At 68.8% G+C, this 26,640-nt stretch carries 25 protein-coding genes and 4 pseudogenes; 11 read left to right on the top strand and 18 right to left on the bottom strand.

The features are described from left to right. Nucleotides 1-359: 359 nt before the first annotated feature. Both DY245_RS18610 and DY245_RS18605 read right to left on the bottom strand, forming a co-directional pair. The gene (locus tag DY245_RS18610; RefSeq protein ID WP_128508385.1) at nucleotides 360-1,007 is read right to left on the bottom strand and encodes a hypothetical protein; all 648 of its coding nucleotides are present in this window, start codon (nucleotides 1,005-1,007) and stop codon (nucleotides 360-362) included. Nucleotides 1,008-1,374: 367 nt separating this feature from the next. Then, nucleotides 1,375-1,824 (bottom strand): MarR family transcriptional regulator, encoded by a 450-nt coding sequence (locus DY245_RS18605; protein ID WP_220377912.1) that lies wholly within the window; start codon nucleotides 1,822-1,824, stop codon nucleotides 1,375-1,377. A gap of 77 nt (nucleotides 1,825-1,901) precedes the next feature. Between DY245_RS18605 and DY245_RS18600 the strand changes: the two genes are divergently transcribed. Next, entirely contained in the window at nucleotides 1,902-2,423 is a 522-nt protein-coding gene (locus tag DY245_RS18600) for an SgcJ/EcaC family oxidoreductase (RefSeq protein ID WP_128508383.1), read from the top strand. A 204-nt stretch (nucleotides 2,424-2,627) separates the two neighbouring features. Continuing rightward, nucleotides 2,628-2,759, top strand: a pseudogene (locus DY245_RS46410) (VOC family protein); the annotation flags it as partial. Between the two features lie 693 nt (nucleotides 2,760-3,452). Here DY245_RS46410 and DY245_RS18590 read toward each other — a convergent pair. Next, nucleotides 3,453-4,391 (bottom strand): AraC family transcriptional regulator, encoded by a 939-nt coding sequence (locus DY245_RS18590; RefSeq protein ID WP_128508382.1) that lies wholly within the window; start codon nucleotides 4,389-4,391, stop codon nucleotides 3,453-3,455. Nucleotides 4,392-4,425: 34 nt separating this feature from the next. Continuing rightward, on the bottom strand, nucleotides 4,426-5,349 hold the full coding sequence (locus tag DY245_RS18585) for an NADP-dependent oxidoreductase (protein ID WP_128508381.1): 924 nt from the start codon (nucleotides 5,347-5,349) through the stop codon (nucleotides 4,426-4,428). Nucleotides 5,350-6,146: 797 nt separating this feature from the next. Here DY245_RS18585 and DY245_RS18580 point away from each other — a divergent pair. Then, nucleotides 6,147-7,511: an MFS transporter gene (locus tag DY245_RS18580; RefSeq protein WP_128508380.1), complete on the top strand. Its 1,365-nt coding sequence runs from the start codon at nucleotides 6,147-6,149 to the stop codon at nucleotides 7,509-7,511. Between the two features lie 478 nt (nucleotides 7,512-7,989). On the opposite strand, the gene DY245_RS44470 is transcribed toward DY245_RS18580, so the two are convergent. The 3 genes from DY245_RS44470 to DY245_RS18570 all read right to left on the bottom strand — a co-directional run bounded on the left by DY245_RS44470 (nucleotide 7,990) and on the right by DY245_RS18570 (nucleotide 9,531). Beyond that, complete coding sequence (locus DY245_RS44470; RefSeq protein ID WP_342354198.1) at nucleotides 7,990-8,154, bottom strand: hypothetical protein; 165 nt, start codon at nucleotides 8,152-8,154, stop codon at nucleotides 7,990-7,992. 49 nt (nucleotides 8,155-8,203) lie between these two features. Continuing rightward, nucleotides 8,204-8,470: a hypothetical protein gene (locus tag DY245_RS18575; RefSeq protein WP_128508379.1), complete on the bottom strand. Its 267-nt coding sequence runs from the start codon at nucleotides 8,468-8,470 to the stop codon at nucleotides 8,204-8,206. A gap of 464 nt (nucleotides 8,471-8,934) precedes the next feature. Then, nucleotides 8,935-9,531: a hypothetical protein gene (locus DY245_RS18570; protein WP_128508378.1), complete on the bottom strand. Its 597-nt coding sequence runs from the start codon at nucleotides 9,529-9,531 to the stop codon at nucleotides 8,935-8,937. Between the two features lie 346 nt (nucleotides 9,532-9,877). Between DY245_RS18570 and DY245_RS18565 the strand changes: the two genes are divergently transcribed. After that, nucleotides 9,878-10,306 (top strand): DUF6086 family protein, encoded by a 429-nt coding sequence (locus tag DY245_RS18565; protein WP_181923751.1) that lies wholly within the window; start codon nucleotides 9,878-9,880, stop codon nucleotides 10,304-10,306. 82 nt (nucleotides 10,307-10,388) lie between these two features. Here the strand turns inward: DY245_RS18565 and DY245_RS18560 are convergent, their stop codons facing one another. From DY245_RS18560 to DY245_RS18535, 5 genes and pseudogenes are all read right to left on the bottom strand, one after another. Then, complete coding sequence (locus DY245_RS18560; protein WP_128508376.1) at nucleotides 10,389-11,309, bottom strand: immunity 49 family protein; 921 nt, start codon at nucleotides 11,307-11,309, stop codon at nucleotides 10,389-10,391. A 1,115-nt stretch (nucleotides 11,310-12,424) separates the two neighbouring features. After that, nucleotides 12,425-12,664 carry a hypothetical protein gene (locus DY245_RS18555; protein WP_128508375.1) on the bottom strand — a complete coding sequence of 80 codons (240 nt, stop codon included), beginning with the start codon at nucleotides 12,662-12,664 and terminating at the stop codon, nucleotides 12,425-12,427. Nucleotides 12,665-12,869: 205 nt separating this feature from the next. Beyond that, entirely contained in the window at nucleotides 12,870-15,257 is a 2,388-nt protein-coding gene (locus DY245_RS18550) for an ATP-binding cassette domain-containing protein (RefSeq protein ID WP_128508374.1), read from the bottom strand. A gap of 609 nt (nucleotides 15,258-15,866) precedes the next feature. Next, nucleotides 15,867-16,277: pseudogene (locus DY245_RS18540) on the bottom strand (VOC family protein). 5 nt (nucleotides 16,278-16,282) lie between these two features. After that, nucleotides 16,283-16,732: a helix-turn-helix transcriptional regulator gene (locus DY245_RS18535; protein ID WP_128508373.1), complete on the bottom strand. Its 450-nt coding sequence runs from the start codon at nucleotides 16,730-16,732 to the stop codon at nucleotides 16,283-16,285. A 310-nt stretch (nucleotides 16,733-17,042) separates the two neighbouring features. On the opposite strand from DY245_RS18535, the gene DY245_RS18525 reads away from it, so the two are divergent. The 3 genes from DY245_RS18525 to DY245_RS18515 are packed head-to-tail and all read left to right on the top strand — an operon-like array spanning nucleotide 17,043 to nucleotide 19,764. Beyond that, nucleotides 17,043-17,687, top strand: coding sequence for a helix-turn-helix transcriptional regulator (locus tag DY245_RS18525; protein ID WP_128508372.1), 645 nt, complete (start codon nucleotides 17,043-17,045; stop codon nucleotides 17,685-17,687). A 5-nt stretch (nucleotides 17,688-17,692) separates the two neighbouring features. Beyond that, nucleotides 17,693-18,826 carry an aminotransferase class I/II-fold pyridoxal phosphate-dependent enzyme gene (locus DY245_RS18520; protein ID WP_128508371.1) on the top strand — a complete coding sequence of 378 codons (1,134 nt, stop codon included), beginning with the start codon at nucleotides 17,693-17,695 and terminating at the stop codon, nucleotides 18,824-18,826. After that, complete coding sequence (locus tag DY245_RS18515; protein ID WP_244943114.1) at nucleotides 18,805-19,764, top strand: ornithine cyclodeaminase family protein; 960 nt, start codon at nucleotides 18,805-18,807, stop codon at nucleotides 19,762-19,764. The genes DY245_RS18520 and DY245_RS18515 overlap by 22 nt, the downstream gene beginning before the upstream one ends. A gap of 138 nt (nucleotides 19,765-19,902) precedes the next feature. Here the strand turns inward: DY245_RS18515 and DY245_RS46400 are convergent. Both DY245_RS46400 and DY245_RS18505 read right to left on the bottom strand, forming a co-directional pair. Then, nucleotides 19,903-20,001 (bottom strand): annotated as a pseudogene (locus DY245_RS46400) (alpha-ketoglutarate-dependent dioxygenase AlkB); the annotation flags it as partial. 126 nt (nucleotides 20,002-20,127) lie between these two features. Further along, nucleotides 20,128-20,565, bottom strand: coding sequence for an Lrp/AsnC family transcriptional regulator (locus tag DY245_RS18505; RefSeq protein ID WP_128508412.1), 438 nt, complete (start codon nucleotides 20,563-20,565; stop codon nucleotides 20,128-20,130). Nucleotides 20,566-20,662: 97 nt separating this feature from the next. Between DY245_RS18505 and DY245_RS18500 the strand changes: the two genes are divergently transcribed. From DY245_RS18500 to DY245_RS18490, 4 genes are all read left to right on the top strand, one after another. Further along, entirely contained in the window at nucleotides 20,663-21,580 is a 918-nt protein-coding gene (locus DY245_RS18500) for an SMP-30/gluconolactonase/LRE family protein (protein WP_128508370.1), read from the top strand. Nucleotides 21,581-21,818: 238 nt separating this feature from the next. After that, on the top strand, nucleotides 21,819-22,139 hold the full coding sequence (locus DY245_RS48300; RefSeq protein WP_220377917.1) for a lipoprotein: 321 nt from the start codon (nucleotides 21,819-21,821) through the stop codon (nucleotides 22,137-22,139). After that, nucleotides 22,049-22,408, top strand: coding sequence for a lipoprotein (locus DY245_RS48295; RefSeq protein WP_280524983.1), 360 nt, complete (start codon nucleotides 22,049-22,051; stop codon nucleotides 22,406-22,408). The genes DY245_RS48300 and DY245_RS48295 overlap by 91 nt, the downstream gene beginning before the upstream one ends. A gap of 630 nt (nucleotides 22,409-23,038) precedes the next feature. Beyond that, nucleotides 23,039-23,572 (top strand): GNAT family N-acetyltransferase, encoded by a 534-nt coding sequence (locus DY245_RS18490; RefSeq protein ID WP_128508368.1) that lies wholly within the window; start codon nucleotides 23,039-23,041, stop codon nucleotides 23,570-23,572. A 494-nt stretch (nucleotides 23,573-24,066) separates the two neighbouring features. Here DY245_RS18490 and DY245_RS18485 read toward each other — a convergent pair whose 3' ends face one another. The 4 genes and pseudogenes from DY245_RS18485 to DY245_RS18470 form a co-directional block, all read right to left on the bottom strand. Next, nucleotides 24,067-24,312: a hypothetical protein gene (locus tag DY245_RS18485; protein ID WP_128508367.1), complete on the bottom strand. Its 246-nt coding sequence runs from the start codon at nucleotides 24,310-24,312 to the stop codon at nucleotides 24,067-24,069. Nucleotides 24,313-24,439: 127 nt separating this feature from the next. Next, complete coding sequence (locus DY245_RS18480) at nucleotides 24,440-24,964, bottom strand: hypothetical protein (protein ID WP_128508366.1); 525 nt, start codon at nucleotides 24,962-24,964, stop codon at nucleotides 24,440-24,442. A gap of 20 nt (nucleotides 24,965-24,984) precedes the next feature. Further along, nucleotides 24,985-25,767 carry a serine/threonine-protein kinase gene (locus DY245_RS18475; RefSeq protein ID WP_181923745.1) on the bottom strand — a complete coding sequence of 261 codons (783 nt, stop codon included), beginning with the start codon at nucleotides 25,765-25,767 and terminating at the stop codon, nucleotides 24,985-24,987. Between the two features lie 678 nt (nucleotides 25,768-26,445). Then, nucleotides 26,446-26,640, bottom strand: a pseudogene (locus tag DY245_RS18470) (cupin domain-containing protein); the annotation flags it as partial.

Genomic DNA, 26,640 nt, shown 5'->3' with positions numbered 1-26,640 from the left:
GGCGAACTCGTGGGCGCCGCAGCCGCGCCCACCTCAACGGCGAAGACAACCCCACCTGACCGCCAGGGTGTTCATCAACCGAACGCTTCGTGGGCACCTGCGGGCCGACACGCACCCCCTCGGCTTCGTCGCGGGGCTCGGAAGGAGTCGCGGTTACGGCAGTGAGCGGAAGTTCAGGGCGGTGGCCTGCAGCTTGCCGACCCGTTGGAGCAGAGGTGCACGGAAGCCGACACATCACGCCACCAGCCCATTGCCGAAACGAGGCGGCGTGCAAGGCATCGACGGCTGCGGAGGACGGACCGCAGGCATGTGGAGCGTCATGGCGTATGCGTGCGGCGGGACTTCGGACGGATTGGCTTTCAGGGTCTCGACTCGGCCGAAGCTGCCTCGGATTTGATGGTGTCGAGGAGTGCGGGTGTGGTCTCGCCGATGTTGAGGAAGGTGCGCATGGCCTTGGCGAAGAGGGTGAACTTTCCGTCGGTGATGGCGCGTCGGCAGTCGACGCCGGCATGCTTGCTCCGGGTCTGCGGCTTCGTCCACCGCTGCTGGGTCAAGGGGTTGGGGACCGGGAAGTAGGCTGCGGCGTCCGCCGCGAGGTGCTCAAGGGCGACGCAATGCGGACGGATGCGGGTGGTGGCGAATCCTCTGTCGGTGAGGGCCGATTTGTCCTGAAGGGCGGTGATGACGGCCAGGACCTCGGCCGTGAAGTGCGCCGTGAGGTGTGCTCCACCCAGCCGGAGCCAGGCGTCCGTCTGCGCGGCGAGGACCTGGGGTGAGGCGGTGGGGATCGCGGCGGTGGGAATCAACTGGTCCTTGGTGAGGGACGTCTGGGCCGGTCCCCCACCGCTCGGCAGGGACACGGCGGCGGTGAGTGCGACGGCCGTGAGGCAGACCGCGCCGACCCACAGGCGCTGCAGCGCCACCCCCTCCCGTCGCGGGGGCACCGTACGCGCGCGCCCGGCGGAGGTCATGGCCGGGCGGAGCGGTCGCAGGGTGCGCTTCGCCACCGTGCCCAGCAGGGCGGCGCCGGCGGAGACGAAGATGCCCAGGCCCAGGACCAGCGGCAGCAGCAGCTCGGTCGCCGGCCAGAACTTGGCGGGCGACCAGAAGACAGGTGGAACCGAGCGTGTTCAACGGCCCCAGGCAGCCGTCGGCCGTGCCGAGGAGGTACACACCGGCCAGGCCGAGCAACGCCGTCGTCCCCGCGGCGACCAGCGCCACGAGCAGAGGGAAGCGCGAGGCCACCAACGCTGGTCAGGGCGGCCGTGGCCGCGGTGCCACAGACCTGATGGCCAACTATCGATCGAGACGGCCAAGTATCGGTCGACGCCACAGTTCACCCGTGCGTCAGCTGCGCCGCAACGACGCCCGCGTTCATTCACGGACCGGCAGCCCCTTGAGGCGCGCCGTCTGTTCTTCCTGGACCCTGTGGGCTGTCTCCAGGAAGTCGATGATCACGGCGAGCTGGTCTTTGCCGTAGCGTCGGAGCGCCATGGTTCCCGCCTCGCCGACGGGTCCGTACACCTCGCGCTCGGCAGCGCGGGCAGCCTCGGTGGCGGAGACCAGAACCCGCCGCCGGTTGGCGGCATCCCGGTTGCGGGTGACGAAGCCCGCTCGTTCGAGGCGGTCGATGGCGGTCGTCGTCGCCGCCGGGCTGAGCTTGGCCGCGGTGGTGAGCTCTCCGGCCGACATCGGGTCCTTGGCCAGGATCAGGTCCAGGCAGCGCAGGTCGGTGCGGTTCAGCCCTAGCAGGTTCGCGGCCGCTTCGTCGAAGGCGTCGAAGCTCTGCTGGAGCATCCTCATCCGCACGGCTACCTCGTCCACACCATCATCTTTCGACATTCGAAGCTTTCTGTTAGCGTACGTTTCGACAATCGAAATGATAGCTCCGGGAGGACGTCATGCCTACCAGCGACGAGCAGATCACGCAGTTGTTCAAGCAGTTCATGCAGGCGTGGACCGGCAACGACGCCGCTGCCTTCGGCGCCTGCTTCACCGCCGACGCCGACTACGTCTCCTACGACGGCACCCACGCGACCGGCCGACCAGCCCTCCAGGACAACCACGACCGGCTCTTCCGCGGCGTGTTGGCCGGCTCGGCGCTCGTCGGCGACCTGGAGGCAATCCGTCACATCACCGCGGAGGTCGCCGTCGTTCACGGCACGGCATCGGTGCTGATGCCGTGGCGGTCCGAGCTGCCCAAACGGCGCTTGTCACGGCAGACCCTCGTGGTCGTCCGCACCGAGCAGGGCTGGCGGATCTCCGCCATCCACAATGGTCGCGTGCGGCCGGTGACCATCCCTGACCCCGATGCTTTCCCGTCCCGGATGTCACAGGCGATGAGCCGGATCGGTCGGCGCCGGGGCTTGGGCCGCCCCTCTCCCGCCGCCCCGCGGACCACCTCGTCCACGACATCGGCCTGACACCGCGACGGACCGCTCAACCCCACACCCCAGCCGTGGCAATGCTTCACCGTAAGGCACCCGGCAGGCGCCACTGAATCCCCGCCCACGTCCGCGTCGACGCTGCGGCCGAGCACCTGCAGAACGACCGGCCACCCCGTACTCCCGGCATCAGACAGGGGGGAGTCCACACCCAGCCCTTGGACTCACTCATCCAGTGCAGGCAGGGCACGGCGTTTCTACTCCGAGCAGCTCGGGCTGGAGCCCGTCGATGAACGGCCCGGTGGGCTCCTGTACCGGTGCGCAGGCGTGGAGTTCGTAGTGTTCCATTCGGCGGGAGCCTCGCCCGGCACGTTCCCTGGCGGCCGCCTGGCAGCGTCGCCCCTGAGCTCGTGGAGCCCCGCGGCGTTGAAACGCTTATGCACGTAGTACAGGAAGGCCGTCCGGCGATTCTCACCATCGGCCCAAGCACCGATCGCCAGGCCCGGGTCCGGGTCCGGGATGTGAGTGGCGGTTCCGCGGCCGCCGGCCCCTGGAGGGGCGATACGCCGGAATCCGTTTCGTCGCACCTCACCCTCCCCCTTGCTCCGGACGGACAACCGCTGCCCGACGATTCCGGGAAGGTGACGCTGCGCGGCATGGGACGTGGGGAAAGCGGCATGCGCCTGTGCTCTCTGCCGATCGGAGAGGTACGCGTATGCGTATGTCATCCGGATGTACGTCGATGACCTCTTGTCGGCCTTCGACCGTCAGGGGGCTCAATATGACGGCTGGACCCGGCAACTGTCCCCAGGTGGCGGAGACGCATAGCGCACGTCGCCTTACCTTCCCGTAAGTTCTCTTGGCCGGGGACCTGTGAGGGGGCGTACGGCGGTATGACAGCGGAGGCCTGAGCGTCCGAGGGGTTGAGTGATTGCCACTCGGGGAGAGTGGTACGCCACGAAAGAGGCGGCAGCAGCGGCCGGACGAACTCCCCCTCGGCGTCCAACAGTTCATGGTGACGTATCACCCGACCGTGATCCACGGCCCAAGATCACTTGAAGACACAGTCTAGGCCGCCCTACTCTGGCGCCGATAGCCGCCCGGGGCCAGGCCGTACTCCCGCTTGAAGGCCTTGGCGAAGGCGAACTCCGAACCGTATCCGGTGCGGGCGGCGACCGTCGTCAGCGGGACGTCGGACTCGCGCAGCAGACGGGCGGCGGTGGTCATGCGCCAGCGGGTCAGATAGGCCATCGGCGGTTCGCCCACCAGCGAGGCGAACCGCCGGGCGAAGGCGGCGCGGGACAGCCCGGCCCGCTCGGCCAGCGATTCGACCGTCCACTGGGCCGAGGGGTCGTCGTGAATGGCCGACAGAGCGGGCGCCACCGCCGAGTCGCCCAGGGCCGCGGCCCACCCCTGGGCGGCGGCCGGAGGCTGATCGTCCAGCCAGGCCCGCAGGATGTAGAGGAGCAGCGAGTCGATCAGGGTGGGCACGATGCCGTCCGAGCCGATGCGCGGATTCTCCAGCTCGGAGCCGAGGAGTTGGACGGCGGCGCTCAGCTCCGGATGGCGGCCGTGCCGCGTCGACAGATGGATCACCTCAGGCAGTTGCCGCACCAGAGGGTGGGGGCGGGCCTGGTCCAGGTGGTAGTTGCCGCACAGGAGGCTGGTCTCGGGGCCCTTGCCACCGAGCGTGACCGAGCCGATCGGTGAACCCCCTTGGAACTGCTCCGCCTTGGGCTCCTCGGCCAGGGTGGAGGGATCGTCGGCGAGGATATGGCCCCGCCCGTCGCGCAGGAAGACCACATCGCCGGGGCTCAGCGGGATCGGCTTCAGATGCGGTGGTGTGTCATCGAGAGGGATCAGCCAGCAGGTCCCGTACAACACCACATGGAACCCGGCGCCTGCGACTGGTGGCAGTCGCAGGCCCCAGGGGGCTCGGCCGTTGGTCCGTACGGATGCCGGGTGCCCGGTGCGCATCGAGGCCAGCGCCTCGGTGAGGATGTCCATCCGGCCTCGCCCTCCCTGGTGCGGCCCGTCTTGGTCAGACCGTCAGAACAATCTTGCCCTGTACGTGTCCCGAGCCGACCAGCTCATGTGCCTTACCGGCCTCCTCCAGCGGGAAAGCCTCCGCGACGTACGGGCGGATCAGGCCCGCGTCGACCAGCTCGGCGATCGCTTCGAGCGCGGCGTAGTCCGGCTCGACCGAGATGCCGGCGAAGCGCCGTCCGGCCGCCTCGACGCGTGCGGCGAGCTCCGGATTGCCGTGTTCCAAGATGCTGATGAGTACGCCGCCGGGGCGCAGCACGCCGAGCGAGAGATCGCCCTGGGCCGTGGAGTCGAGGACCACATCGGCGTCCTTGACGGCCTCGGTGAAGTCGGTGGTCCGGTAGTCGATGACCTCGTCGGCGCCGAGGCCGCGGACGAAATCGTGCCGGGCCGCACTGGCGATGGCGATCACATGGGCGCCACGTGCCTTCGCGATCTGCACCGCGAAGTGGCCGACGCCGCCGGCCGCCCGCTGGATCAGTACCCGGTCACCCTCCTTGACGCCTGCCGCCTGCACCAGGCCCTGCCAGGCCGTGAGCGCCGCGAGGGGGATGGCGGCGGCGTGTACGTGGTCGATCGAGGCGGGCTTGCGGGCCAGCTGGCGGGACGGAGCGGCGATGTACTCGGCGTACCCGGTGGCGGCGCGGGGGAAGAACGGCATCCCGTACACCTCGTCGCCCACCGCGAACCTGGCGCCGGGGCCGGCCTCTTCGACCACCCCGGAGATGTCCCAGCCCACGCCGAACGGCGGCTCGCCGAGCAGCGGGAAGGCGCCGGACCTGACGGCCACGTCCACCGGGTTGACCGCACTGGCGTGGACCTTGACAAGGACCTCGCCGGACAGCGGCTTCGGCCGCTCGGTCTCCACGACCTCGAGGACCTCGGGGCCGCCGAAGGACTTCTGGATTACTGCGCGCACGGTAACTCTCCCTGGGTTTCGTCCGGTTGATGTCCGGCTCTACGTCCTGCTTGATGTCCTCAACCCTAGGGAGATTGGATGAGCCGCAGAATAGCCTTCCGTCTCGGCTACATGTCCCAGCGTCTTGCCGGCAGGTGCACTCGGCCATACCTGCCTCGGAAGTCGATGACACCCGGAAAGGTGCAACAGCCGAGGAAGAAACGGCGCCTCGACGTGAGGAACCTCCCGAAAGCCCCCGAGGACGCCCACGGCCAGATCGGCCGGCCGCGGTCAGTGGCCGCACGGAGTTCGCGCTCGGTCTCGCTCTATCCGGCCTGCTCTGCGAGGGATGCAAGGAGCCCTTACCGCCAGCGAGCCGCCGGTTGAGGTCTTGCGGTGGGACGGTGGAGCGTGCTTATCCCGCTGAGGGCCTCATGGGGAACTCGCAATCGAAGGTCGTTCTGTGCGCCACGATCCGCCGGGATCACCGTGAGGGGATGTCTTGATCCGGGGCTATGTAAAGTCCCGCCGGGCCGGAGGTGCGGCGGCATGCCGGACTGGGTCCTGGCCGTCTGCCACGGGCCTAAATCGCCTTTCGCACCGGGCCGCCGAGGGCTAGTGTTCGGGCAGCGAGTGACCCACGAGGAGCTAAGACATGCCCGGTCGTCCGAGCGCGCGTTGACGTTGTAGGCCGTGACCGGCCTGTCATCGCGTGCTGCCCTTGATGCGCGGCACAGCGAGCCTTCCCTGCCCGAACCGTCGGTGCACCTGTCGTGTGCCGGGTGGTGGGCCTCGTTCTCGGCAATCCAAGGGTCCCTGTGCCGTCCGCTTCCTCCGCTGTATCCGATTCCAGTCGCCCTGTTCCGCCAAGCCTGTGGCGGGACGGCGACTTCCGCAGCCTCTGGGTGGGCCAGACAGCCTCCCAACTCGGCGAACATGCGAGCCTGGTGCTCCTGCCGCTGATCGCCGTTCTGACGCTCAACGCCGACGCCGGCCAGCTGGGCGCCCTCCGCGCGGTGGGGCAGGCGCCGGTCCTGTTGCTCTCGCTCTTCGTCGGCGCATGGGTGGACAGGTGGCGGACCCGCACGGTGATGGTGATGGCGGACCTCGGCCGGGCCCTGGCGCTGGGCGGAGCCGCCGTGGCCGGCCTCCTTGGCGGGCTCGGCCTGCCGGCGCTGCTTGTGGTCGCCTTCGCTGTCGGGGCTCTGTCCGTGTTCTTCGACGTGGCGTACCAGGCGTCACTCGTACGACTGGTGAACCGCAATCAGCTGGTGCGGGGCAACAGCGCGCTCGAGGGCAGTCGGTCCGCGGCCCAGATCGGCGGCCCTGCCCTCGGCGGCGCATTGGTGTCACTGCTGTCGGCGCCGATTGGCGCCGCGTCCAGCGCGGCCTTCTTCGCGCTGTCGTTCCTGTCGATCCGACGGATCCGCCACCGCGAACCGGTCCCGGAGCGCTCGGAACATCCCCCTCGGGTCTGGCGGCGGATCCATGAAGGCCTCCGCTTCGTCGTCAGTGATACCTCGCTGCGGACCGTGGGCCTTGCCTCTGCCGCATTCCAGTTCTCCTTCGCGGCCATGATGACCGTCTATCTGCTCTTCCTGCCGCGTGAACTGCACCTGTCGGGCACCGCCGTCGGGCTGGCGCTCGCTGCGACGGGGCCGGGCGCGCTCGTGGGCTCCCTGCTGGCCGCCCGCCTGCCGAGCCGGTTCGGTTACGGCACGGTGCTCGTGTCCGCGGCGGCACTCGGCGATGGCGCGATGCTGTGTGTGCCCGCGCTGCATGGCCCCTCTGTGGTGACGATCCCCGCGCTCCTGGCGGTCAACTTCGTGTTCGGGACCTTCGGCCAGCTGGTGAACGTCACGGTCATGGCCGTCCGGCAGGCCGTCACCCCTGACGGGATGCAAGGCCGCACGGCCGCGACGATCACGTTCGTCGGCATGGGGCTGACCCCGCTCGGCTCTCTGCTCGGAGGCTGTCTCGCGGAAGTGTGGGGGTCGCGTACCAGCCTCCTGGTGACGGCCGCAGGCATGATGTTGTCCCCGGCGTTGATGGCCCTGTCCCCGCTCGCGCGCCTGGGACGGCCCCTTCCGGCCCCGCAGGACGCGCCGCCAACTGCCGCCCGCCCTGACGCCCACGAGGCGGCCCTCCGCGACACCAGTGAAGCTCGGCGTTCCCACCAATGACGTGGGGGCTGTCGCTCCGTCAGTCGCCCACCAGTGCAAGACCCGCGCCGCAGTGTGCAACCTTGCCCAATGCACTGCCGGCAACGATCCGGCTTCCTGCACCGACAGAGACGTCGACATCTGCCGCGGTCCTCAGCCCAGCTGAGTAAGCGACTGACCGGCGCCGCCCAGTTCGCTTGATTCGGCGATAGTGCCAGTCCTGTTGCGCTCGACACTGTCGGCAGCTTCGGCGCTGAGCTGCATCACGTCGTTCGCACTCCGCCTCACGCCACACGCTTCCCCCAGAGAACCCATTTGTGCAGCTCCTGCCGTGCGAAGGTCGAGGCGGCCCGACGCAAGGCACTAACCAGCAGCCGTGGCTACGCCGTCCGGTCGGGGGCGAGGCGCGACCGACCGAGACCAGGCACGGAAGGTCAGTCGGCGACCTCGGCGCTCCACACATCAGGCCCGCCACCGCGCCACTCGATCAACGGATCGTTCAGCTGGACCTCGTCTTTTCCGGATCCAGGGCGACCCTACGCAGGAACTCCAGCAGATCCGGCACGTCGTAGGCAACGCCCATGGGCCCGTCGTCGACGTACACGCGGCGGCCGCCGGTCGGGACCGGTGGGTGAACCACGATGCGGGGCCGAGGCTTGGGCATGCCCTCAGTCTGCCGAAGCCCGGAGCCGGGCGCCCGAGGAGCAAGGCAGTCAGGGGATATCCCCGTGCCAGTCCCAGCGGCGTGGGTCCGCCGGGCGTGGCCCGTACAAGGCGCAGCCGCCCGGCCCGTACGCGCCGAGTTCGGTGAGCAGGGCCGCGCCCTCTTCCAGGTCGGCCGCGCTCCAGCCCGTCACATCGAGCAGCAGACCGTCCAGCGGTCCGCCGACCAGTTCCCGGTAGGTATGACCGGGTTGGGGTCCAGGGTCGGGGTCGTCGTGGTCAGCGCCGTAGACGCGGCCGCGCATCAACTCGTCCATAGCGCCGGCCTCGCACCCGCCACCGACGACCACCTGAAGAGGCGGGCCCCCAAGACTGGCGCAGGGGCCCGCGGATACAAGATGCAGGGCTTGGGATGGCCAGCACGCACCGGCGTCCGATAAATGCGTGGCGCTGTGGCGCTGCCCTGGCTCTCTCAACGAGATCGGGTTCTGGCTCAACTTCTGTGGAGCTGCAAGCCCACACCCAGGCACGTCCCCAGCGACGGGAGCTGACCTGCCATCCCGTGCGTGCTCAGCCCCAGCCGACCGGCCCCGACCCTGTCACCACAGAAGTTGAGCCAGAACCCGAGATCGGGCAGCACCTCGACAGCAGTTCAGGAGTCGTCCGGACGCTGCCGCGACATCGGATTGTTCACAAATTTCGGCAGCAAGTGAGCCGAGATCCTGAGAGGTGCGGCGGTCGGCTCACCCACGACCATGACGGGGTATCCCTGATGGTTCCGCTATCTGGCCCCGACCGCAGGCCTCGCGGCCCAGAAACGGTGGACAGCCCAGCCGGCACCGAGCACGGAGGCTGTCCAGACGATGGCCTCGGCGAGAACAATTGCTGGGGTCACGGTGAGGTGAGGCCGGGGCGGCATCACGACCATCTGCACCGCGGCACCCACCGGCACCGTCAACGCGGCAAGCAGGCCGATCAGCCCAGGCCACCTGATGGCTGCACCCACCACACCCAGGACCAGCCCGAACAGCAGGCCAAGCGCCGACCACGTGAACGTTTCCGTCGCGAACAAGGCCAGCGGTGCCCCGAGAACGAAGGCATCAGTCACGTAATACGCCACCGAGGCCGCGATCAGCGCCAAGGCCCCAACCAGCGCGCCGCGGGCGCGCGTCCCGGCCAGCCAACCCATCCCCACCGCCAATGCGGCCCATGACCAGCCTGCGTCCATCAGCAGGCTGAGCACCTTGGCAGCCTTGGCCCAGACGGTGCCGGCGAGCGGCATCCCGAGCTCCACGTACGGCGACGAAAGCGCGTTGACGAGCGAGGTAACCGCCCCAAATCCCACCCCGGCCGCGAGGCCCCCCACCATGATCTTCATACCGGGAGAATATCCAGCGTGTTCGCGCGCTCTCGATCAGCGATAGCGTCTTTGTGACGGCCGTGGAGCCCGCGCACCCATGGCAGAAGCGAGCTGGGGGTGCGAGCACCCCACGGCCCGCGCGCCCAGGCTTTTGGTACCGCGGGCTTCGGGTGAGGCTGACCCACTGCTGAAGCGCACGACTGGAAGTGTGACGCCTAACTGTGTTGCTATCGGCTCCCTCAGTGGGTGCTGTCGGTTCTCAGGTTCTGGCTCACTTTCCGTGGAGGGCTGACTGACCGTAATGTCAGTGGCTCACTACGCTGGCCCGTATGACCAGCACGAAGAGGCCCGCGAAGAGGCCGCAGTGAGCCAGTACTTCGACATGGGCGACCAGACCCTGTGGAACCCGTCCAACGGGGCCTCCCGGCTGTTCATGAGCCAGGTGAACGTCTACCAAACCGAAGTGGGTCTGCCGTCCGGCATCGGCCCCATGAAGGCTGACGAGTGCCAGATCGACCCCACCATATTCAAAACGTTCGTCGACGCCCTGCTCGCGTGGCACCGGAGAACGAGCCACGCCGTCATGGCCGCCCTGTCCGAGGGGTTCGTCGCCACGGTGCTGGTCCTGGCGGAGAGGGCGGGCATCGAGGTGAACTGGCAGCCAGCCGACTTTGCCGAGGGCGGCGAGCTCAAGGATGTTCAGGTCCCAACGGCCCCGGATTCCGCTGAGGGGGCGTGGGCAGCTGCCCTTCAGCAGAAGTCACGTGAGCTGGGCCGATTCATGGCGACCTGAGCCTGGTCTGCCAACACCCGCTCAGGAAACGATAGTTCACCGGGCCTGGGCAGACCGGCGGCCGCGGGCCACCACGCCGGCGTCAGATGCCGACCTGCGGAGCGCCCTCCGGGGCACGCAGCATGCCTTCCGGTAGATAGCCGGACCTAATACGCACCTTCCACCCGTGCACCTGGACAGCCAGCGCGGCCAGAGCGATCGTGCCGACCGGCAGCAGACTTCGGGGGGCCTCATCGGCTGCTGCGTTCTCGCGGTGCTGGACGAGACGGTCGGCCAGGGCCCGTTCGAAGGCCGGCTGGTCGTCCTCCAGGAGCACGCGGAGCAGCTGCTGATCCGGCGTCAGCGCACTGAGGGCATCCAAGCGCCGAGCCGCCTCAACGCGCTCTTCGACGTCCGGCTTGCACAGAGTCACAGAGGGCCAGTCCCGGGGCAGGTGCCCTCGTGCCTTGGTCAGGTAGCCGCACAACGCATCCATCTCCGCGAGGCCCGCCGGATCCGACCGCGACTCCAGCGGCGAGTACGGCACCCCGTCGCGGATCGCGGGCGCATAGTCCTCCCGTAGCAGCAGACCGATCACCCGGTCCCGCTCCCAGATCGCGCCACTGACCAGGCACATCGCGAACGCGTCCAGCCAGGTCTTCGTGGTGGGCGCCTGGTCCACCGCGTCCCCGAAACTGAAGTCCTCGCTGCTGAGCGTCTCGTCGATGAGAGGGAAGGGGACCTCGAAGTCGCCGTTGGGGAAGGCGCCGAGGCTCAGCACCCCGAGGGCGCACTCCGCCGCGGTTCGCAGGACTATGCGTGAGGGGGCGGCGCTGAGCGTGGGGTCCTCCAAGGCACGAGCGGCGACGTGGTCGAGGAGTTCGTCGCGCATATCCTGAAGCCCCTTCAGGGACAGGCCGCCGTAGCGCAGCCAGTGCCAGCGGCCGAACGCCCGCCCGTAGATGTCCTCCAGGGCTTGGGTGATCCGCTGCTCACTGACGCTGTGGCACGTCACTTCCTGCACGTTGTTGTCCTTCCTTGATCCTTACAGCTGGCGGCGGCACGCTACCAAGGCTTCCTTCACTGAGCGCACTGAGCGCCTCGACTTTCGTCGGTGCCGCTCACTTCGGGACGTAATGCCGTGCAAGAAGGGCCGAGGCGGCAAAACCTCGGCCCTTCAACACGCGGAGGCGAACGGCGGTACTTCTCCGGTGAAGTGAGGTGATGCAGGTGCCGAGCCTGGAGGTCAGGGCAGTGTTCTTGCTACCGGTGGTTGGCAGCTGCCAGACAGACTTCACGGGGGCGTAGTCCTCGGCGTAGGTGCACCACAAGGCGTGGTTGGCCCGCTCCAGTCGGCCGGGCCGCTGTCGCTCCTGGAGCTGTTGGAGGACCCGGCGGCGAGTGGCTGTCCCCACCCCCGAGTGTGAAGGCATCCGGGCCCTGCGAGTCCGCCGGCGGAGCGCACGCATGCGGGCTGCCGCCGCGCCCCGCAGCCCTAGTACCGAGCGCTATACCTCACAGCTTCGGCAACCGGCTACTTCATGCCCACCCCTTAACCGCTATGAGGCTATGCGTTGAACGGGCTGCCGGCCTCGCCCACGTCACCACGCCCGATGGCACCCGCTGGTGAGGTCAGGCTGCACGCGTCTACCCACCTCACCCACGCACGCCAACCAACGAACCCAGCCATCGCGGCGTCCGGTCCATGTACGTCTCACGTGGCGGACATCGTCCGTCCTGCGCTCTCCACGGCCGGGTGACCTGTGCGTCCACGATGAACTGCCCACTCGGGCATCGCGTCTGTCTGGGCATGAGGCTCTCCGAAGAGCACCTCAGGGAGCCGGGGAAGCATGTGGTCGTGGACATCACCATCACCGCGGCCGTCGGCTCCTTCGCGGCTAGGCATCCTGGTTCCCAGGAGCCGTCCGTCAGCCAAAGGCACGCGTTTGCCGCATGTTGTGGGTTCTGCTGGTGACCGTCGCCGAGGTTCACTTCCTCGGTGGTGTCATCTCGTGAAGCCGCCAGAGCGTCGTGGAGACGTCCGAGGCGACGACTCGGGTTGGTGCCCTCGCTCACATGCAGCGGCGCAGTGTCTCTGCCCGACGTCTTCCCCTGCCGCAAGCCAGTCGCACAGGGCTGTCAGGGACGGGGAGTTGGGGTGGTCCGCGAGGATCGTGCCGTCCTGCTGGAGGACGGCGGCCGTGGAGGGGCGGACAGTACCGCGTCCCCGGCGTCCCCGGTGAAGTGCACCCCTCGCGCTTCGGTCCGGGCGGCGACGGTGTCGAGGACGGCTCGCTTGATGGAGGCGGTCACCGCGTACGCGTTGGACGCGTCGGTCACCGGCAGCGCCGACAGGTCGTCAAAACCCGCGTAGTACACGGTGCCGGGGCGCCGGGCGCCGGATGGTGCGCGAGATACAGCACCGTGCTCGCGGTGCGGACGGCGTCCGCACCGCGAGGTCGTCGTCGCGCAGGCGTTCGTCGGCGAACGTCACGGCGGCCACCGGTGCCCGCTGCCCCTTTACCGGTCGGGACGAGTCGGAACAGAAGAGAGAACTCGTCCCACGGTGTCCGCGGAGCCTTGGTCAGGTCCCGACGTAGGCCGCGAGGTGCTCGCCGGTGAGGGTGGAGCTGGCGGCGACGAGGTCGGCGGGTGTGCCCTCGAAGACGATCTTGCCGCCGTCGTGGCCGGCGCCGGGGCCGAGGTCGATGATCCAGTCGGCGTGCGCCATGACTGCCTGGTGGTGCTCGACGACGATGACCGACTTGCCGGAGTCGACGAGCCGGTCGAGCAGGCCGAGCAGCTGCTCGACGTCGGCGAGATGCAGGCCGGCGGTCGGCTCGTCGAGGACGTAGACGCCGCCCTTCTCAGCCATGTGGGTGGCCAGCTTGAGCCGCTGCCGCTCGCCGCCGGACAGCGTGGTGAGCGGCTGGCCGAGGCTGAGGTAGCCGAGCCCGACGTCGGCGAGCCGGCCGAGGATGCGGTGCGCGGCCGGCGTGTGCGCCTCGCCGGCGCCGAAGAACTCCTCGGCCTCGGTCACCGACATCGCGAGCACCTCGCTGATGTCGCGGCCGCCGAGGTGGTGGTCGAGCACCGATGCCTGGAAGCGCTTCCCCTCGCACTCCTCGCAGGTGGTGGCGACGCCGGCCATCATCGCCAGGTCGGTGTAGATGACGCCGGCACCGTTGCAGGTGGGGCAGGCGCCCTCGGAGTTGGCGCTGAACAGCGCCGGCTTCACACCGTTGGCCTTCGCGAACGCCTTGCGGATCGGGTCGAGCAGTCCGGTGTACGTCGCCGGGTTGCTCCGCCTGGAGCCGCGGATCGGGCTCTGGTCGACCGACACCACACCCTCGCCGGCAGGGATGGAGCCGTGCACGAGCGAGCTCTTGCCGGAACCGGCGACGCCCGTGACGACGGTGAGCACTCCGAGCGGGATGTCGACGTCAACGTCCTGCAGGTTGTGCGTCGTCGCGCCGCGGATCTCCAGCGTGCCGGCGGGGGTGCGCACCGTCTCCTTGAGGACGGCCCGGTCGTCGAAATGGCGGCCGGTGATGGTGCCGCTGGCCCGCAGCCCCTCGACGGTGCCCTCGAAGCACACTGAGCCGCCCGCCGTACCGGCGCCGGGGCCAAGGTCGACGACATGGTCGGCGATCGTGATCGTCTCCGGCTTGTGCTCCACGACGAGCACCGTGTTGCCCTTGTCCCGCAGCCGCAGCAGCAGGTCGTTCATCCGCTGGATGTCATGGGGGTGCAGGCCGATGGTGGGCTCGTCGAAGACGTAGGTGGTGTCGGTGAGCGAGGAGCCGAGGTGGCGGATCATCTTGACGCGCTGTGCTTCGCCGCCCGACAGCGTGCCCGACGGCCGGTCGAGCGAGAGGTAGCCGAGGCCGATCTCCACGAACGACTTGAGGGTGTGCTGCAGCTTCGCGAGCAGCGGCGCCACCGACGGCTCGTCGAGGCCGCGGACCCATTCGGCCAGGTCGCTGATCTGCATCGCGCAGGCGTCAGCGATGCTGATCCCCTTGATCGTCGACGACCGGGCCGCCTCGCTGAGCCTGGTGCCGTCGCACTCGGGGCAGACGGTGAACGTCATCGCCCGCTCCACGAACGCGCGGACGTGCGGCTGCAGCGCGTCGATGTCCTTGGACAGCATCGACTTCTGGATCTTCGGTATCAGACCCTCGTACGTCAGGTTGATGCCGTCGACCTTGATCTTGGTCGGCTCCTTGTGGAGGAGGTCGTGCAGTTCCTTCTTGGTGTACTTGCGGATCGGCTTGTCCGGGTCGAAGAAGCCGCAGCCGCCGAAGATGCGGCCGTACCAGCCGTCCATGCTGTAGCCGGGGATCGTGAGCGCACCCTCGTTGAGCGACTTGCCGTCGTCGTAGAGCTGGGTGAGGTCGATGTCGGAGACCGTGCCCCGGCCTTCGCAGCGCGGACACATGCCGCCGGTGCGGTTGAAGGTCGCCTTCACCGCCTTCTTGGCACCGCGCTCGACGGTGATCGCGCCGCTCGCCCGGACCGAGGGGACGTTGAAGGCGTACGCGCTGGGCGGGCCGATGTGCGGCTGCCCGAGCCGGCTGAAGAGGATGCGCAGCATCGCGTTGGCGTCGGTGGCGGTGCCGACCGTGGAGCGGGGGTCGGCACCCATCCGCTGCTGGTCGACGATGATCGCGGTCGTCAGCCCTTCGAGTACGTCGACCTCGGGCCGCGCCAGCGTCGGCATGAAGCCCTGCACGAAGGCGCTGTAGGTCTCGTTGATCAGCCGCTGCGACTCCGCGGCGATCGTGTTGAACACCAGCGAGCTCTTGCCCGAGCCGGAGACGCCGGTGAACACCGTCAGCCGGCGCTTCGGGATCTCGATGCTGACGTCCTTGAGGTTGTTCTCGCGCGCGCCGTGCACGCGGATCAGATCGTGGCTGTCGGCAGTGTGCAGCGCAGGCGACTGCGTGTCCGTCCTCGTGGCCATGCTCATCGTGTCTCCATGTGTTGGGCGGGGCCGCCTTCACGGTCTCCGTCAGCGTCGCCTGGCTCGATCTGACCAGCTTCGAGCGTAGCGTCTGGTTTTCTTTCGTCGGCCCGGTCGGGGCAACGGTCCGCTGTCTCCCCCCGGCCACACGCCGTGCCCGCCGAGGCATCGGACCAACCGGCGGCCGTCGCGCATCAGCTCGCGGTCGAGCACCTCGTTCACCTCGCGCCAACCTGGATGCGGCGCGGGGAGATGCGGAACCAGCGGTACGGGGCGGCCGCCGCACGCGGGTCGAAGCCGGTGTGCGCGACGCACCCCTCACCCCTCACCCCGCTCCTGCGGCAGCGCGTCGATCTCGCGGGCCTCTTTGTCGTGGGTGAGCCATGCTCGGTGTCGCGACGACGCTGAGCGCGGGAGCGGGGGCGGCACTCATCGGTCGTGAAGCAGCTCGGGGACGTTGCCATCGGGGTCGGTGACGGGAGACACCAGGCGGCCGCCTCCCCCAAGCTCTCGGCTTCGCTAGAGCAGGGAGGTCCCCTCATCGTCGTGCGCGGCCCCCTTCACGGTGCCGTCTGTGCGGGTCATAGCTGCTCATGGCTGCGATCGCCGGACGGCTCAGCGCAGCTCCTGGATGCGGATCAGGTCGCCCGCGGGATCGCGGACGGCGCAGTCGCGAACCCCATACGGCTGCTCGGTCGGCTCCTGGACAACCTCGATGCCGCCGGCCTGCACCCGCTCGAAGGTGCCGTCGAGGTCGGCGGTGGCCAAGAGGATGACGGCGTAGGTGCCCTTGGCCATCATCTCGACGATGGTGCGACGCTCGTCGTCGGTGACGCCAGGGTCGGCGGCCGGCGGATGCAGGACGATGGATGTGCCGGGCTGGTCGGCGGGGCCGGCCGTGATTCAGCGCATCCCGCCGTATCCGACGTCGTTGCGGACCGCGAAGCCGAGGGTGTCGCGGTGGAAGGCCAGGGAGGCGTCCGGGTCGTTGTGCGGGAGGAAGCTCGCGTGAATGGTGATGTCCATGGCAGTCACGCTAGGCGCGGCTCGGGGGCCGGCGCTTCTCGATTCCTGATCGGTTTGGTCACCTGTTTCTCCACGCAGGACGGCATCCCCGCCTTCGCGGGCGCCGCCTGGCGCCGATAGACGCTGGGCGGCACACCGACCAGCTCGGTGAAGCGACTGCTGAAGGTGCCCAGCGACGCGCAGCCGACCGCGAAGCAGACCTCGGTGACGCTGAGGTCGCCACGACGCAGCAGCGCCATCGCGCGCTCGATGCGACGCGTCATCAGATAGGCGTACGGCGGCTCGCCGTACGCCAGCCGGAACTGGCGGCTGAAGTGCCCGGCCGACATGTTCACGCCGCGAGCGAGCGCCTCTACGTCCAGTGGCTGCGCGTACTCCCGGTCGATCCGGTCGCGAACGCGGCGCAGCAGCGCGAGGTCGCGCAGGTGCTGCGCCGCGGCGGGTTTGCTGGTCACCTGCGAGATCGTGCCACATCGCACGGACCAGCGGCCGAGCGCTGGCCCGGCTCGACTGCGCCGACGGCGTCCAGTACGTCCGCATCAACGACGGCCTGACCAACAGCGCCGCCCGCCTGCCGAGCGTCCCCGACAGCCCGGCCCGCCGCCGAGCTCGGCGAGCGCATCACCGCCCGCGGCGACACCACGGGGCGCCGACGGCCGCCGGAAGGCAACCGTCGGCGCCGGGCGCGCGCATGGCGGGCCTGGTTCCGGTTCAGCCGATCCCGTCTCATGGACTTTTTATCCAGTCTGGACGTACAGTCCAAGCATGGGGAACGCGAAAGAGGGTCGGGACCCTCGTGTGCAGAAATGGGCGCCGGTGTGCCAAGCCGTCGCGCTGTTGCTCGGCCCGTACGCCGAGGTCGTCCTACATGATCCGGACACCGACCAGGTCCTGGAGATCTGGAATCCGATGACCTCCCGCGGCCCGGGGGATCCTTCGCTGCTCGGCGAACTGGACGAGCTCGACCCGTCGGCGCAGGACGTGTTCGGGCCGTACGAGAAACTGCTGGCGGACGGCCGCCGTCTGTCATCGGTGAGCGCGGTCCTGCGGGATGCGCAGGACCGGCCGTCGGCGGTGCTGTGCATCAATCTCGACCGCACGCCACTGGAACAGGCCTCGGCCGTCCTGTCCGCCTTCGGAGCCCCGACCGTCCAGCGCCCCCGGCCGTTGTTCGAGCAGGACTGGTCCGAGCGCATCCAGCACATCATCGGCGGCTACGTCCGCGAAACAGGTCGCCCTGTCGAACGCATGACCCGCCAGGACCGCCTGGCCATCCTCGGCCGGCTGGACGAGGCCCGGGTGTTTGCGGTGCGACGCGCCGCCCCGGTCGTCGCCGGCGCCCTGCGGGTGTCCCGGTCCACCGTCTACGGCCTGCTGGCCGAGCTCAGAACACCAAGCGCAAAGGACTGACGACCATGACCCGGCTGCCCGACTTCCGCCTGGAAACGTACTTCTCCCGCTGGGAGTTCACCGCCCGCCACCACCTGACTGCCTCCGACGTCCAGACCATGACGCTCGGCGAACTGCTCGCGCTGGCGGACGACAAGGACCGCGATGCCTTCGAGAACCTGTCGCTGGGCTACACCGAGACCTTGGGCGACCCGGCCCTGCGCGAGGTGATCGCCCAGACGTACGAGCACGCCGACGCAGACGACGTCATCTGCTTCGCGGGCGCCGAAGAAGCCCTCTACCTGGCGATGAACGTCCTGCTCGGCGCGGGTGACCACGCGGTGGTGGTGACCCCGAACTACCAGGCCGCCGAGACCGTGCCGCTGGCGCTGTGCGAGGTCACCGGCGTGGCCCTCGATGCGGACCGGGACTGGGCCCTGGACCTCGACAAGGTGGCGGCGGCGATCCGGCCGAACACCCGGGTCATATCGGTGAACTTCCCCAACAACCCCACCGGCAAGGTCCTCGACGCAGCCGATTTCATCGCGCTGGCCCGCCTGTGCGACGAGCACGGCATCCACCTCTTCAGCGACGAGGTCTACCGCGGCCTGGAGCGCGACCCGGCCCGCATCCTGCCGCAAGCCGCCGACCTGTCCGAGCGTGCACTGTCCTTGAACGTGACCTCGAAGTCCCTGGGGCTGCCCGGGCTGCGCATCGGCTGGATCACCTGCCGCGACCGCGCGCTGCGCTCGCGGCTGGAGCGGGCCAAGCACTACACCACCATCTGCAACTCCGCGCCCAGCGAGGTCCTGGCCCGTATCGCGCTGAAGGCCCGCGAGACGATCCTGGACCGCAACCGGGCCTTGATCGCGGCCAACCTGCCGGCTTTCGACGAGTTCTTCGCCGAGTTCGCCGACGACTTCGAGTGGCAGGCGCCGGACGGCGGATGCGTCGCCTACCCCCGTTACCTCGGCGCCGACGGGGTCGAGGAGTTCTGCACCCGCCTGGTTGAGGAAGCAGGTGTCCTGCTGCTGCCCGCGAGCATCTACCACTCCGAACTCACCGCCACCCCCGCCGACCGGTTCCGTATCGGCATCGGCCGCCGCAACCCGGAAGAGGGCCTGGCAGCCTTCGCCGAGTGGATGCGAGCGCGCCGGTGACCCTCCCCGCTTTCGACACGGCCGCCATCAAAAAGGCCGCCACCCCGCAGCTGGTCCTCGACACCATCCGTGACGCGCTGATCGCTCACGCCGAAGGCCGCACCAGTGTGCCGCCGCCCCTGCACATGGACTTCCCCGAAGCCGACGGGGACTGCCACGTGAAGGCCGGCTGGATCACCGGCGCCGCCGACTTCACCGTCAAGATCGCAACCGGCTTCTACGGCAATCCTCGGCTCGGCCTTCCGTCCAACCACGGTCTGGTCTGCGTCGTCAGCGCCCGCACCGGACAGGTGCGCGCGCTCCTCGACGACCAGGGTCTGCTGACCGCCTGGCGCACCGCCGCCGCGGGCGCGCTGATCACCCATGCCATGGCCCGGCCCACCGCCGCCACGCTGGCCGTCTTCGGCACCGGCGAACAGGCCCGCCTCCAGGCGTCCTGGCTGGCCAAGCTCCGCCCGGTCGGCATGGTGCTGGTCCACGGCCGCAACCCGCACAAAGCCAACGCCCTGTGCGACGAGCTCAACGCACGCGGCCTGAACGCCCGGCCTGCTTCGGCGCAAGAGGCGGCCGAAGCCGACATGATCATCACCACAACTCCGGCGACAGCCCCCGTCCTGGATGCCACCCAGGTACGCGAGGGCTCGCACGTGACCGGCATCGGCACGGACATGCCGCACAAGAACGAGCTGCCGCCGGCGCTCTTTCATCGCGCACGCCTCATCGCAACCGACGACCACGCCCAGTGCCTCGACCACGGTGACTTCGGCCACGCCGTCCGCGCCGGAGCCGCCGCCCAGGACGGCGACATCGCAGCCGGCCTGCTGCTCAAAGCGCCCGTCGACCGGCCGGACACCGCGATCACGGTCGCCGACCTCACCGGCGTCGGAGCGCTCGACGCGGCACTCGCCTCGGCCGTCCTCGGCCAGCTCCTACGGTGAACGCCCAAGAGGCGGACGGGCCGTGACTGTCCATAACAACGAGCCGGAAATAACCTCAGGCGAACCGGCCTTCTCGCGGCCGTGCCCGCGGCACGACACACGCTCCGCCGCGCGCACGCCGGCGTGCACTGGGCTTCACGCCGCACTGTCGCGACTGTCCCGGTGGTGGCAGAGCCCTGCCGTGGCGGACGGTTCGCCGAGCTCGGCGGCGTAGTGGGCGGAGAGTGCGGCCCGCGCCCACTACGGTCGCCGTCCCGAGGTGAGTGGAACGGTTCGGACCAGCCGACGCCGAAGACTTACTGTCCCGGACACACGACTGGCCGAGCCGTTCACGGTAGGAAGCATCCCGGCGCCCCCGCAGCATCAGCCGGCGCAAACCGGCCTTTCGAAAAAGGTCTCCAGCGCGACCGTCGCCTGTGTCCCGCTCACGCCCTCGATCGCGTACAGCCGACGCAGGACCTCCTGCAGTTGCTCCGTGGTGGCCGTGCGCACCTTTACGAGGACGGAGGCAGCGCCGGCGATGATGTGGGCTTCCTGAATCTCGGGGATGGCGGCGAAGGATTCGGCCGAATCCCCCATCCAGGCCGACGAGTCGACCATGACGAAGGCGAGCACACCCCGCCCGAGGGCGGCCGGGTCGGCATCCACGGTCGTACGGCGGATGACACCGCGTTCACGCAGCTTGCGTACGCGGTCATGAGCCGCGCCGGCCGACAGGCCGACCGCCTTGCCGAGCACCGCGTAGGCCTGTGTGGCGTCGCGCTGAAGCTCCGCTATCAGCGCCCTGTCGACATCGTCCACGATCCCGTTGACCATACCCATACCTCCACCATATCCAGTTCGGGCACATTAAGATTGCGGCGAATGAGCTTCAGCCGTAATCGGGTAGGGGTGGACCATGTCCGGCGAGATACTCAACAATCTGTACGAGGTCCTGGACGAGCGCTTTCGCACCGGGAGGTGCGCCAACGGCGACGTACGGCTTGAGCGGCTGCACGCCGACTGCCGCTGGGCCGAGGGACCGCTCTATCTGCCCGCCTGGCGGCAGCTGATCTGGAGCGACATTCCCAACGACCGCCTGATGCGCTGGGACGAGACAACGGGCGCGATCGGCGTCTTCCGCTCCCCCGCCGGGCACGTCAACGGCAACACCCTCGACCGCGAAGGCCGGCTGGTGAGCTGCGAGCAGGGCAACCGCCGGGTCACCCGCACCGAGCACGACGGCCGCGTCACCGTGCTCGCCGACCGCTTCGAGGGCAAGCGCCTCAACAGCCCGAACGACGCAGTCGTACGCTCCGACGGCTCGGTCTGGTTCACGGACCCCGACTTCGGGATCACCAGCGACTATGAGGGGCACCGCGCCGAGAGCGAGATCGGCACCTGCGACGTCTATCGGATCGACCCGGTGACCGGCGGGGTCCACCGGGTCGCGGACGGTTTCGGCGGACCGAACGGCCTGGTCTTCTCGCCGGACGAAAGGCAGTTGTACGTCGCCGACACGCGCGCCCGCCACATCCGCGTCTTCGACGTCCATGAGGATCGCACCCTCTCGGACGGCAAGGTCTTCGCCGAGCGCACCGACGGCGGCTTCGACAACATCCGCTTCGACGACGAAGGACGGCTGTGGGCCGCCGCGTTCCACGACGGCGTGCACTGCTACCACCCCGACGGCACCCTCATCGGCAGGCTGCACGTGCCCGAGCCGGTCTCCAACATCGCCTTCGGCGGCCCGAAGAACAACCGGCTGTTCATCACGGCAACGACCTCGCTGTACTCACTCATGATGGCTGTGACGGGCCTGCCCCGGGTGCGGTGACCGCCGTACGACCGTGACGCCGCCCCCCCGGCCAGCGCATCACGCCCAGCCCACAACTGGCCACCTCGGCCACTCAACGCCCACCTGCGCTGAGACGCGGCACCCACGCCACGCACCGGCCCGTCGCGCGGTCGCCTCCGGCCACCCCTGCTCAGCCCGAACTTCCTTGCTCCGCTTGCCGGGAGGACAGTACCGTCCGCCATTCTTACGATGACCAACGGGATGGAGGGGGCTCTGGATCCGAAAGCAGATACGAGGGGCGCTGGGTGCCGCGCTGCTGGCGGGGGCAGTCTTCGGTTGTGCGGGCGGGGACAGCGGCACGGGCGGGGACGGCCCCGCAGTCGCGTCGATCGGGGGCGCCGGTTCGGCGTGTGCGCTGCCGGTGACGTTCGACGTGGCGAAGCCCTGGAAGACGAAGCGGACCGAGACGGTCGACGACAACAGCTCGTGGTTCCACTTCTCACACGCATGCAAGATCGAGGCCGGGACAGGGGAAGCAAAGGTGACTCTCTCCGTCCACACCCCGACGGGCCTGCCGGCGACAGCCCCCGGAAGGTGATGGATTCCTTCCAGGGCGCAGGCCTGGCCAACTACGGTGAGTACACGAGCGACTCTCACTACAACAAGTCAAAGGTCGCTTCGAGTCCTGCCCTGGAGATGGACTATCGGCTGAGCCCGCCGGATTTCCAGATCAAGCCCTCGCGGCACCGGCGTCTCGCGGTGGTGACGCCCAAGGGAACGGTCGTCCTGTCGGCGGACGGAAGCGAGGGCCCCGCATCGCGGACGTTCAAGCTCGCGAAGTCCTCCATGAAGGTCACGTCTTTCTGATGCTCCGTCAGATACAGCGGATCCTCGGGGTCCCAGCACGGCGACACCGCCAAAGGCGGCGAGGACCAACAGGCCCCCAGGAAGAGAGCAAACGCAGCCGCCGTCAGATAGCTGATTCGCCGCTTCCAAACGGCGCAGAGCTCTTCAGTGGAGGGACGGCGCAGCCAACTGCTGAGGAGTGCGCAGACGATCACTCCCAGACTGCCTGAAAAGCCCTGGCAGCGACCCTCCGGCCAGCCTTCGCACAGCTCAAGATCCACGTTGGCCGGGCCTGGCAGATGCGGGCACTGTCCTTCAGGTATGAGCTGTGCACCGATCCCACGCAGCAGCGGGAGCGTCGTGCGCTACATGGCCGTGTGGGCTCTCAGGGCGCTGCCAGGGCTGGGACGGCCGACGGCTCGATGTCGCGAGCGGGCGCCTGCCCGACGAGCTTCTGTGGATCCGCCACTGTCCGTCACGGGCGTGGCCAGACGTAGCCAGGCGGTGGCGACCGGTAGCTCTCGCCTTCGAAGTCCGACTCCACCGCGAGCGCATCGGTGTGCTTGAAGAGGTAGTCATGCGCGGCCTGGAAGTCGGGTGCGGCGAGTGCCGATTACCGCTGAGGCTCTTGCCTTCGGCAGGATGGGCGCCATGACCGAGATTCGCACCCCCCGCCTCCTGCTCCGTCGCTGGCATGACGACGACCTTGCGCCTATGGCGGACATCAACGCTGACCCGCGGGTCATGCACTGGATCGACGACGGCTCGGTGCTCGACCTGGACCACACGGCAGAGGACATCGAGCGGTGGGAGGAGGAGTGGGACGAGGAGGGCTTCGGCCTCTTCGCCGTCGAACTGCTGGCCTCGGGTGAACTGGCCGGTTTCACGGGTCTGTCCGTGCCCGAGTTCCTGCCGGAGGTGGGGCCCGCCGTGGCGATCAGCTGGCGGCTCGGCTCACAATTCTGGGGCCAGGGATACGCGTCCGAAGCCGCTCAAGCCACGCTGGAGTTCGCGCTCCAGGACCGTGGCCTCGACCGCGTCATCAGCATCAGCCGGGTGGGTGACGATGCCTCCGAGAACGTCATCCGCAAACTCGGCATGGTGCTGGAACGCGAGACGGCACACCCGGTGTACGGTTTTCCGCTGCACGTTCACGCCATCGATCTCACCGAGTTCCAGGCGTGAACCGGCCGAGCCGTCCAATCATCACGAGACAGCCGACCTCTGCCCATACGTCTCGATCGCAGATCGCAGTGATCGCCATGCAGTGGGACACCCAGGCGGAAGACGTTACCTTCCCACCGTTGACCTGCGCTTTCACGGAACTGTGGCCAGAGTTGGATTCACTTGTCGCCAACAGCGAGCGGTTCCCCGACGTGCCCTTCACCGCCCGCATCGCCCGGGCTTGCGACGCTGCCCTACGCCCTGCGACCTGCGCCCTGCGCCATCCCCATCACCACGCCGGCGCACCCAGCACATGGTCGCCTTCGAAGGGATCTCGGGCGCGGCGTTCGACCTGCGCAAGGCGTGGCTGGTGCCTGTCACGTTCGACGCGGTCAACATCCTCGTAGGTCTGACCGTCTTCAGCCTGGGGGCCAAGTTGGGTTGGCCCGGGCCATGCCGAAGAACGCCTGGACACGCAAGATCCTGGTGGGGCTGATCGCGCTCCGGCTCGGCGTTCACCCGCGGCTCGCCGCGCTCGGCGCTCCGAGGTTCCAGGCGACATCACGCCAGATTCGGTAGGCGCCGACGGCAGGGTCGAGGGAGCCGTCCGCCACCTGAGCGGCGAGCCAGTAGGCCATGGCCCACCTCGCGGCCCGATGATCGGCGGGGACCACGAAGTCCAGCCCCCAGCTCATCCACATCACCCGCTCGAAGAGGCCCGGTGCCTCGGAAACTTCGCTGCGCCCGAGGCCGGCCAGCATCGCGAGGGACTCGCTCTCGCCCCCGGCAAGCAGCGCGTCCAGGCCGGCCTGAACGGCATCCGATGGGGCGGCCGGCCATTGCCGGCAGCCTGATCACCCAACTCGGCGATTGCTCTCCGCCACAGGACTAGCTCGAAGGGGCGCTGCCCGCCTCCTTGCACGCTCTGACGACAGAAGCGTAGAAGGAGTCCCGTGCGCTGGTACCGCCGTGGCTGGCCTCCGTGGCGGTGGCGTAGTTGTCGAGTGTGATCTTCACGTTGACTTCAGTCGACTTGGCGGCCGCGGCGTGGACGTCTTTCGCCATTTGATCGGCAGCAGTCTTCACTGCCAGGGCAACGGACGAATCCTCGTCGACCGACGGGTGGCTCCGGTTGAACGCCTCGATGGCCTGAAAGGCCTCATCGCAGGCAGCCTCGGCATCCGAGGTTTCCCCGAATGGCCATTTCACCAAGAGGCCTATCACTATGCACACCAGGACCAGGACCAGGACGCTTCCGGCGACCGGCAGAAGCGCCCTGGGCCGTGGTCGCGAAGCGGTGGGCGTGAGCTCGTCAGCGTTGGTGGTGGGCGTGGGCCCGTCAGCGTCGTTGGTGGGCGTGGGCCCGAAGCGATCGATTCGGGTGGCTTTAGCCGTCTCCGGCGCGTCGACCAAGGCCAGCGCAGCCGGGATGGTCAGGCGCTGGTCCTGATCCTTGTCCAGCAGCCCGTGATGAGCGGTTCGAATCGTCCCGCTCGTACAGGCGGCGGGGCCTGCTCGAACAGGACGGCGGCCAGGCAACCGGTGGGGGTATCGCGGCGGAACGGCGAGACGCCCTCGACAGCCTGATACAGCGTCACCCCGAGCGAGAACAGGTCACTGGCGGCAAGTCCGTCGGTGCCGCGCGCCCGCTCGGGGGCCATGTACTCCATCGAGCCGATGACCGCCCCAGTGGTGGTCAGGGCGGTGTCGGCGTGGTGGACCGCGATCCCGAAATCGGCGAGCAGGACCTCGCCGCTCCCGGTGAGCATGACGTTGGCCGGTTTGACATCTCGGTGCACGATTCCCGCCTCGTGCGCCGCGCCGAGCGCCCCCAGCAGCTTCGCGGCGACATTCGCGGCCTCCTCCGCCGACAGCGGTCCGTGCGTGTCGAGATGCTCCTGCAGTGAGCAGCCGTCGATCAGCTGCATGACGATCCAGGGGAGGCCGTTCTCGACTACGACGTCGTGGACTCCAACGATGTTCGGATGGTCGCGCAGCCGGGCGGCGTTACGGGCCTCACGCGCGGCGCGGGCCAGCCGCTCGGCCTGCTCGGTCTCGGACATCACCGGGACCAGCCATAGTTCCTTGACCGCGACGTCGATGCGCAGGGTCTCGTCGCGGGCCTTCCAGACCCGTCCGAATCCCCCTGAGCCAAGTTCGGAGACCAGCCGATAGCGGCCGCCGATCACCTGGCCGGGTCGCGTGCTCTGTGCCACGGCCACCCCGCCTTGATCCAGATCCGGTCGAGGAAGGGCAGGCCGCCGACCGGCCGTCGATCACGTCCTGGGCCTCGTTACTGTACTCACCCCGTCCAGCCTCGGTGATGCACTGCATTCCGCCGACATAAAAATCCGCCGCGTACAGGCGGCTGTAGTCGGTGTCTCACACGGCCGCAACCCGGCGAACACACCATGGGCCATGGTGAGAGTGACCAGGTTTCACCGGCCGGCCCGGCGAGGGCCAGTGGCCGTGGTGCCCCAGCTCTTGACGTCGACGATGCGGGGGTGGTTGTTGCGCAGGGTCGCGGTGTCACCGTCGTTGTCCCGGACGTAGGCGCGGCGGTCCTGGTCGAGGTCCCCCTCGGTAGTCGCGGCCGATGCCGGTGTGGACGCGGACCCGGATGTGGCCGTTCTAGCGCACGTTGCAGAAGCGGTAGGCGTGGCCAGACTTGTCGGAGAGTGTCCAGCCCTTGAGGTTGGCGGGGAGCGGCCCGTGTTTTTGACGGTGACCCACTTCGCGTTCAGGCTCCGGTCGGAACGGTCCCCCTACAGATGCCCCATCCGGCAGTAGTCCTGGTAGCTCGGGGCCTTCACCCTCCGCACGCGCGGGGAATACAACTCCGAACCGCCCGGCCGTGAGCGGGTGTTCTGGTTGTGCGTCGCAGGTCCACCGGGTTACTGCATTGCTTTGAGGGCGGCGTGCCAGACCGGGCTGTCCACGTAGTGGTTGTCGAAGTGCTCGGACGATTCCTTGATTTCCTGCGGGCTCGCCTCGCCCCGCATCACCCGGCCGAGCAGCCGGAGGTAGTCGAAGCGCGGCATGCCGGGCGTGAAGACGAACAGGACGTCGGCTTCGGCTCCGGGTGCCGC

This window comes from Streptomyces inhibens (assembly GCF_003389455.1).
GTDB lineage: Bacteria > Actinomycetota > Actinomycetes > Streptomycetales > Streptomycetaceae > Streptomyces > Streptomyces inhibens.
Note: the sequence above shows the minus strand (reverse complement) of the source record. Positions and strands in the feature narration are given on the sequence as shown.

What these genes read in the sequence shown, in the direction of transcription:
- DY245_RS18600 (WP_128508383.1), top strand. Translation starts at nt 1,902, where the DNA reads ATGCCTACCAGCGACGAGCAGATCACGCAGTTGTTCAAGCAGTTCATG.
- DY245_RS18590 (WP_128508382.1), bottom strand. Translation starts at nt 4,391, where the DNA reads ATGGACATCCTCACCGAGGCGCTGGCCTCGATGCGCACCGGGCACCCG.
- DY245_RS44470 (WP_342354198.1), bottom strand. Translation starts at nt 8,154, where the DNA reads ATGCCCAAGCCTCGGCCCCGCATCGTGGTTCACCCACCGGTCCCGACC.
- DY245_RS18575 (WP_128508379.1), bottom strand. Translation starts at nt 8,470, where the DNA reads ATGGACGAGTTGATGCGCGGCCGCGTCTACGGCGCTGACCACGACGAC.
- DY245_RS18570 (WP_128508378.1), bottom strand. Translation starts at nt 9,531, where the DNA reads ATGAAGATCATGGTGGGGGGCCTCGCGGCCGGGGTGGGATTTGGGGCG.
- DY245_RS18550 (WP_128508374.1), bottom strand. Translation starts at nt 15,257, where the DNA reads ATGAGCATGGCCACGAGGACGGACACGCAGTCGCCTGCGCTGCACACT.
- DY245_RS18525 (WP_128508372.1), top strand. Translation starts at nt 17,043, where the DNA reads ATGGGGAACGCGAAAGAGGGTCGGGACCCTCGTGTGCAGAAATGGGCG.
- DY245_RS18520 (WP_128508371.1), top strand. Translation starts at nt 17,693, where the DNA reads ATGACCCGGCTGCCCGACTTCCGCCTGGAAACGTACTTCTCCCGCTGG.
- DY245_RS18500 (WP_128508370.1), top strand. Translation starts at nt 20,663, where the DNA reads ATGTCCGGCGAGATACTCAACAATCTGTACGAGGTCCTGGACGAGCGC.
- DY245_RS48295 (WP_280524983.1), top strand. Translation starts at nt 22,049, where the DNA reads ATGCAAGATCGAGGCCGGGACAGGGGAAGCAAAGGTGACTCTCTCCGT.
- DY245_RS18490 (WP_128508368.1), top strand. Translation starts at nt 23,039, where the DNA reads ATGACCGAGATTCGCACCCCCCGCCTCCTGCTCCGTCGCTGGCATGAC.
- DY245_RS18485 (WP_128508367.1), bottom strand. Translation starts at nt 24,312, where the DNA reads ATGCTGGCCGGCCTCGGGCGCAGCGAAGTTTCCGAGGCACCGGGCCTC.